This window comes from Aquimarina intermedia, from assembly GCF_008124785.1.
GTDB classification, from domain to species: Bacteria; Bacteroidota; Bacteroidia; order Flavobacteriales; family Flavobacteriaceae; genus Aquimarina; species Aquimarina intermedia.
The window spans coordinates 1-1,025 of record NZ_VNHU01000029.1 but is presented as its reverse complement, the minus strand read 5'-3'; the positions used below and the strand labels follow the sequence as shown (position 1 = coordinate 1,025).

Below are 1,025 nucleotides of genomic sequence, written 5' to 3'. Positions count from 1 at the left end.
TGGTTAGAAGCGGTAATTGCAGTATCAACATAATCTTTTGTAGTTGCATCTGTACCAATTACGGGAGTCCCCATATTAGTAATAACACTTCCGCCGGCATCGTTACCTTCGGTCAATACTTGTCCTAAGTTCTGAATCTCATTAGAAGTACTTCCATCCACTTCTGTAAACGTACTGTTTACTATGTATGGATTGGCAGTTGTACCAGTTCCTGTTACACTGATGTCAGTTCCAGCAGTAACGATAGTTTCAGAACCATCAGCAGCAGCTGCAGTGATTGCATTATCTACATAATTTTTATTAGTGGCATCGTTTCCATCAATAGGAGCACCAATATTATCGATTACTAATCCCCCTGCATTGTTTCCATCAGCAAGTACTTCGTTAATATTCTGAATTTCATTAGTTGCATCTGTATCTCCATCGGCAGCTACGGCAGTTGAAAGATCAGCAATAGCTTCTTGTACAGTAGTTTCGTTTACAGTATCCCCATCAACGTCTAAAGGAGTGCTAAGATTTACCTGTGCTGAATTCTGAATTTCGTTAGTAGTACTTCCATCCACTTCTGTAAATGTACTGTTTACTATGTATGGATTGGCAGTAGTACCAGTTCCTGTTACACTGATGTCAGTTCCAGCAGTAACGATAGTTTCAGAACCATCGGCTGCAGCTGCAGTAATTGCATTATCTACATAATTTTTATTAGTTGCATCGTTTCCATCAATTGGTGCTCCGATATTATCGATTACTAATCCCCCTGCATTGTTTCCATCAGCAAGTACTTCGTTAATATTCTGAATTTCATTAGTTGCATCAGCATCGGCATCATTTACTGAATTAAGGAAAGCGCCTCCATCAGTTCCGGCAACAACTATATTACCAGCATCCGCACTCACAACAGTTTGGTTAGAAGCGGTAATTGCAGTATCTACATAATCTTTTGTAGTTGCATCTGTACCAATTACGGGAGTCCCCATATTAGTAATAACACTTCCGCCGGCATCGTTACCTTCGGTCAATACTTG

1 protein-coding gene is annotated in these 1,025 nt (G+C 40.1%); it reads right to left on the bottom strand.

The genetic code is table 11. From position 1 onward, the window contains the following. A partial coding sequence (locus tag BD809_RS15720; protein ID WP_170251928.1) for a hypothetical protein occupies window positions 1–1,025 on the bottom strand: 1,025 nt, incomplete at both ends.